Annotated in this window: 5 protein-coding genes; 1 reads left to right on the top strand and 4 read right to left on the bottom strand. The window is 36.7% G+C overall.

The window, feature by feature from the left end; translation table 11 throughout:
* From ACESM9_RS14380 to ACESM9_RS14395, 4 genes are all read right to left on the bottom strand, one after another.
* The coding region (locus ACESM9_RS14380) for a thiamine pyrophosphate-dependent enzyme (protein ID WP_373000198.1) at window positions 1-159 on the bottom strand (159 nt) is incomplete at its 3' end.
* A 38-nt stretch (window positions 160-197) separates the two neighbouring features.
* On the bottom strand, window positions 198-575 hold the full coding sequence (locus ACESM9_RS14385) for a Lin0512 family protein (protein WP_373000187.1): 378 nt from the start codon (window positions 573-575) through the stop codon (window positions 198-200).
* A gap of 203 nt (window positions 576-778) precedes the next feature.
* Window positions 779-2,725, bottom strand: a complete 1,947-nt coding sequence (locus ACESM9_RS14390; protein WP_373000190.1) for a sigma-54-dependent Fis family transcriptional regulator — start codon at window positions 2,723-2,725, stop codon at window positions 779-781.
* A 161-nt stretch (window positions 2,726-2,886) separates the two neighbouring features.
* Entirely contained in the window at window positions 2,887-4,050 is a 1,164-nt protein-coding gene (locus ACESM9_RS14395; protein WP_373000192.1) for an iron-containing alcohol dehydrogenase, read from the bottom strand.
* 162 nt (window positions 4,051-4,212) lie between these two features.
* On the opposite strand from ACESM9_RS14395, the gene ACESM9_RS14400 reads away from it, so the two are divergent.
* Window positions 4,213-4,962, top strand: a complete 750-nt coding sequence (locus tag ACESM9_RS14400) for an epoxyqueuosine reductase (protein WP_373000195.1) — start codon at window positions 4,213-4,215, stop codon at window positions 4,960-4,962.
* Window positions 4,963-5,058: the final 96 nt, after the last annotated feature.

Below are 5,058 nucleotides of genomic sequence, written 5' to 3' on the forward strand. Positions count from 1 at the left end.
GATATAATCATCCTCATTTAGATTGGAGCATACTCCTGTTGCTACAGCCTCCTCTCCCATGTATAGGTGAACAAATCCTGGTATATGTCCCTCTCCAAATAAGTCCATAGCTTTGTTTTCAAATTCTCTAATCCTCTTCATTGTTCTATACATTTCCATTATTTGATAATTTGATAAATTCAAGCCTATCCCTCCTTCTAAACTATTTCTACTTCTACGCAGGCTAATGCTGCTTCTATGCTGTTATCCTTGTCTCCAAACTCAGGTATAAATAATCCCGGTATCTGAAGTCCGCCTTTCACTGCTTTCACATTTTTCCTACCTACGGGTAGACATTTCTTTATTCTTTCTACATCAATTTCTTCCGGTCTAGTTACAGATAAAGTTACATTTACTACCACACGATCATTCAAGTCGTTGATGTCCAGTATTTCCTGCAAACCGCATAAACAGCTTCTGGAAATTGCATCTAGTACAGCTTTCTCTCCTGCACGAGTTACGTCCTGGCCATGAAAGTCCATTCCCAATCCAAATTCAATAATATACCTTCTAATAAAACCACCCCCCTTAAGCATATTTGATTATTACATCCTGCAATATTCGCAATATTCATGCCAATCTCATTAATTTAATATGAAGACTGAGCATAAGTTACATAGAAGCCTAATCCATGCCCCATGAAGATAACACTATTCATAAAGAAAGAATATTTTCAAAGCAAAAATTCCCAGATATGAGAATTGCAATTCTCACATCTGGGAATTTTCCCATAAGTATTCTACCTATACAGCTTCACATCAATTTCATATTCCTTTATCTTTCTATAAATGGATGACTTGCTAATCTCCAATAATTCTCCGGCTTTTATTGCATTACCATTGGTTTTTATTAAAGCATTTATTATTGCTTGTCTTTCAGCTTCTCTTATAGATATATCTTGATATCTTGGTATTTCTTTTGTTGCTGCTGATTCATGAAAATATATTTCATCTGGCAAATACTTCTCAGTAATTATATCTTCTTCACATAGATAATATGCTCTTTCAATTACATTTTCTAATTCTCTTACATTGCCCTTCCATGTATAGCTTCTGGCATAGGATAAAAAGTCGTCACTGACTCGTTTATTTGTAAAGTTAGCGCTATTTAATCTATCTAAAAAATGATCAATATAAATATCTACATCTTCGATTCTATATCTCAATGGTATAGTATTAACTTTAAAAACATTTAATCTATAATATAAGTCCTCTCTGAAATTTCTCTTTTTAACCTCTTCATAAAGATTTCTATTAGTGGCGCATATTATTCTTACATCCAACTTCTTTTCATGTTTGCCGCCGATCCTTGTCACTGTATAACTGTCTAATACCCTTAGAAGCTTAGCCTGTATATCTAATGGGAGCTCTCCTATTTCATCAAGGAATATGCTTCCTCCATTGGCTAACTCAAATTTACCGGGTTTACCTTCTTTCACAGCTCCTGTGAAAGCACCTCTTTCATATCCAAATAGTTCGCTTTCTACCAATTCTCTCGGTATAGAAGCGCAGTTTACTGCTACAAATGGGCCTTCGCTTCTATTGCTATAGTTATGTATTGAATGTGCAAACAATTCTTTTCCTGTCCCACTCTCACCCTCTATCAGAATACATCCTCTTGTTTTTGCAAACTTCTGTGCATCCTTAATTGCTTTTTTCATACTCGGATTTACAGTCAGAATATTTTCAAATGAGTATCTGGCTTTGTTGCCTGTTAATATGTTTACAGTTTTATGTAAGTATTTCATCTCTTTAAACATAATCACTATACCAATTAAGTGACTATATGTCTTTACCGGTGTTATTTTGGTGCTGCAAGGAATTCTTTTACTTCCTACTACAAAATCGCAGTCTATTTTCTCTAGAAAAGATGTTTTCATATTCAATATATCTTCAAATACCACATCTTTTAAAATACTTCTGATATCCATTCCAATGGCATTTTCACGCTTTACACCTAATATTTTCTCTGCTACATTATTCATCTTATTTATTTTATAGGTCTTGTCTACAACTATCATCCCATCCGAAATAGATTCAACAGTTGTATCTATCAGCTCATGAGATTTTATCAGCGATAGCTCATTTTCTATTGAATAGGCTGCTGCTACCACTATGCCTAAAGTGTGCTTATGGGCTTTAAAGCAGCTTCCTGACATATTTAATACTCCGATAAGCTTACCTTTATCATCGTGTATAGGAGCTGCTGAACATGTCCAAGGGTGATGTTTCTCACAGTAATGTTCTGCTCCTATTACCTGCACTGGTTTATCTTCTTTTATGCACAAACCTATTGCATTGGTACCGACTTCTTCCTCTGTCCATGGAGATCCTACACAGAAGTTTAATCTGCTTGCTTCATCTTTTATTCTTTCTTCACCAATGGATTCGATAATATATCCTTCATCATCTGTAAGAACTATTACAAATCCAGATCCTAATACTATATCATTTAAATTAGTCATTATAGGTCTAGCAACCTTCAAAAGCTCTCTATTCTTATTCATTATGCAATTCATTTTCTGGGGATCTGCTTTTCGACCATGTCCGGCTTTATGATTAACCTGATTTTTTTTGCATCTTTTCCATGACTTCTGAACCGTTGGGTTCACTACATCGTCTATTATGTCTTCTTCAATAAATCTTCTCCATGCTGCCTTGATTCTGTTCAAAAAGTCATCAGACATTTTTATCCCCCCTTTACAACATAATATACTTGTACACTTATAATATTATATGTTGTAAAACATTAATTATATCATCATATCCATTTTTTGTATTAAATACGCCTTCAAATTTCAACAATCATGTGAAATCTAAAGGCGCAGAATCAATATTCACTAAATATTTATTTAAAAAAGCTATCATCATATGCCTTTTTAAACAGCAATACATACTCATCTTTGGTAACTTTCCTTGGATTGCTGTCATTGGAACCATTCATAACTGACATTTCTGCCAGCAACTCAAAATCAGCTGGATTGACATTAAGAGTTCTTATTCCAGGCAAACCTATCTCCTCTGACAATTCCTTTATATGCTCAATGCCCTTCACTGCAGCCTCATGATCATTTTTTTCCACTATACCCATAGCCCTTGCTATCCTGGCATATTTATATTCTGCAAAAGGTAAATTGTATTCCATAACATAAGGAAGCAGTATTGCATTACACATGCCATGGGGTGCATCATAGAGACTGCCCAGCGCCTCAGCCATGCAGTGGACCGAAGCAACATCAGCATGGCTGAAGGATAGTCCTGCCAATAAGCTTCCCATCATCATTTTGTCTCTTGCAGCTAAGTTTCTACCATTTTTAACTGCTTCAACAATATTGCCTGATATGTATTCTACCGCGTATAGTCCCACAGCTTCTGCTATTGGTTCAGTGCAGTTTGCTGTATAACCTTCTATAGCATGAGTCAAAGCATCAATACCAGTTGCTGCAGTAACAAGCGGCGGTACAGTCAAAGTGAGTTCCGGATCTACAATGGCAGTCTTAGCTGCTATCGCAGTACTCTTTATGGTAAACTTAAATTTCTCCCTGGTATCTGTTATAACAGAAGAAAATGTTACTTCACTTCCTGTGCCTGCTGTAGTAGGTATAGTTATCAGTGGTAAACAATCTTCCTTGATTTTTCCTTTTCCCTGATAATCTCTGACCTTGCCCCCTTGCCTTGCCAAAACAGCAACTGCCTTTGCCGCATCTATGGGGCTTCCTCCGCCGAAGGCCACTATAGTGTCTATGGACTCTAATCTGGCAACTTCCGCACAGGCTTCTACATTATAGTCCTTTGGATTTGCTTCAATTTCATCGTATATTACATAATCCATACTTTCTTCGTTTATAATTTTCGTAACCTTATCTAGCATTCCCGCATTTACGAGACCTTTGTCTGTAATCACCATAATTTTTCTAGCCTTCAAATCTCTCAGTTCTTCACCCAAAGCTTTAAGTATTCCAGCCCCGTACCTTATCTTGGTAGGCAATATAAACTCAAATGAATCAATCATTTTACTTCCCCCTTGTAATTACTGATATTTCCATTATAGCATATTTAATTGAGAATTTATCCATGCAAAGCATTTGAGTTTGTTGACCCTTGGATGACTGCTATGCTACTATAAATTTAATGATAATTCCATTATTTATTATGAAGTAAAGGGGTGGTTTTTTTGAATTTGAGAGAAGAGCTTACAAATCTGGTGAAAAAATATGTGTCTCAATCAGAAGATAAAGGCTTTTACCGAGAGCCACTGGTGGGTTTCTCATCAGCTGAGGACCAATTATTTAGAAACATAAAGAGCAATGTAGGACCCGAACACCTTTATCCCCAAGATATTCTTCCAGAGGCAAAAACAGTAATATCCTTTTTTATTCCCTTTTCTGAGAGTGTTGTTTCCAGTAATCGAGTAGACGAGGCTGTCTCTACTGAATGGGCTGAGTCCTATGTGAAGACCAACACCCTTATCAATCATATATCTGAAAAGATGATTGAGTATCTTGAAAGTATAGGCATAAAGGCAGCAACAATAAAAGCCACCCACAATTTTGATGAGAAAATCTTAAGGTCCGGATGGTCCCACAGAAGTGCTGCCTATGTAGCTGGTCTAGGGAAATTTGGTGTCAACAGAATGCTGATAGCTAAGGCAGGAAGCGCAGGGAGATACGGTACAGTAATTATGTCCCAGGAAATATCCCCTGATAAGAGAGCAGAGGAAGAATACTGCCTATACTATAAAAACGGCAGTTGTTTGAAATGCGTTAAAGCCTGCCCTGTAGATGCCCTCAGTATTGATGGATTTGATAGATTCAAATGCTATGACCGACTGCTGGATATATCAAAACAATTCACTGATATAGGATTGTGTGATGTTTGTGGCAAATGCGTGGTTTCCTGTCCCCTTGCAGTTATAGATAAGTAATCGAGTAGGAGGTAGGTGATTATTTCACCTACCGACCTCTCACACCACCGTACGTACCGTTCGGTATACGGCGGTTCAATAAGATTTAATGTACTA

This window comes from Lutispora sp., from assembly GCF_041687175.1.
GTDB lineage: Bacteria > Bacillota > Clostridia > Lutisporales > Lutisporaceae > Lutispora.

Excerpts from the sequence above, each read along its gene's own strand:
- ACESM9_RS14390 (WP_373000190.1), bottom strand. The coding sequence starts at position 2,725 with ATGTCTGATGACTTTTTGAACAGAATCAAGGCAGCATGGAGAAGATTT.
- ACESM9_RS14385 (WP_373000187.1), bottom strand. The coding sequence starts at position 575 with ATGCTTAAGGGGGGTGGTTTTATTAGAAGGTATATTATTGAATTTGGA.
- ACESM9_RS14395 (WP_373000192.1), bottom strand. The coding sequence starts at position 4,050 with ATGATTGATTCATTTGAGTTTATATTGCCTACCAAGATAAGGTACGGG.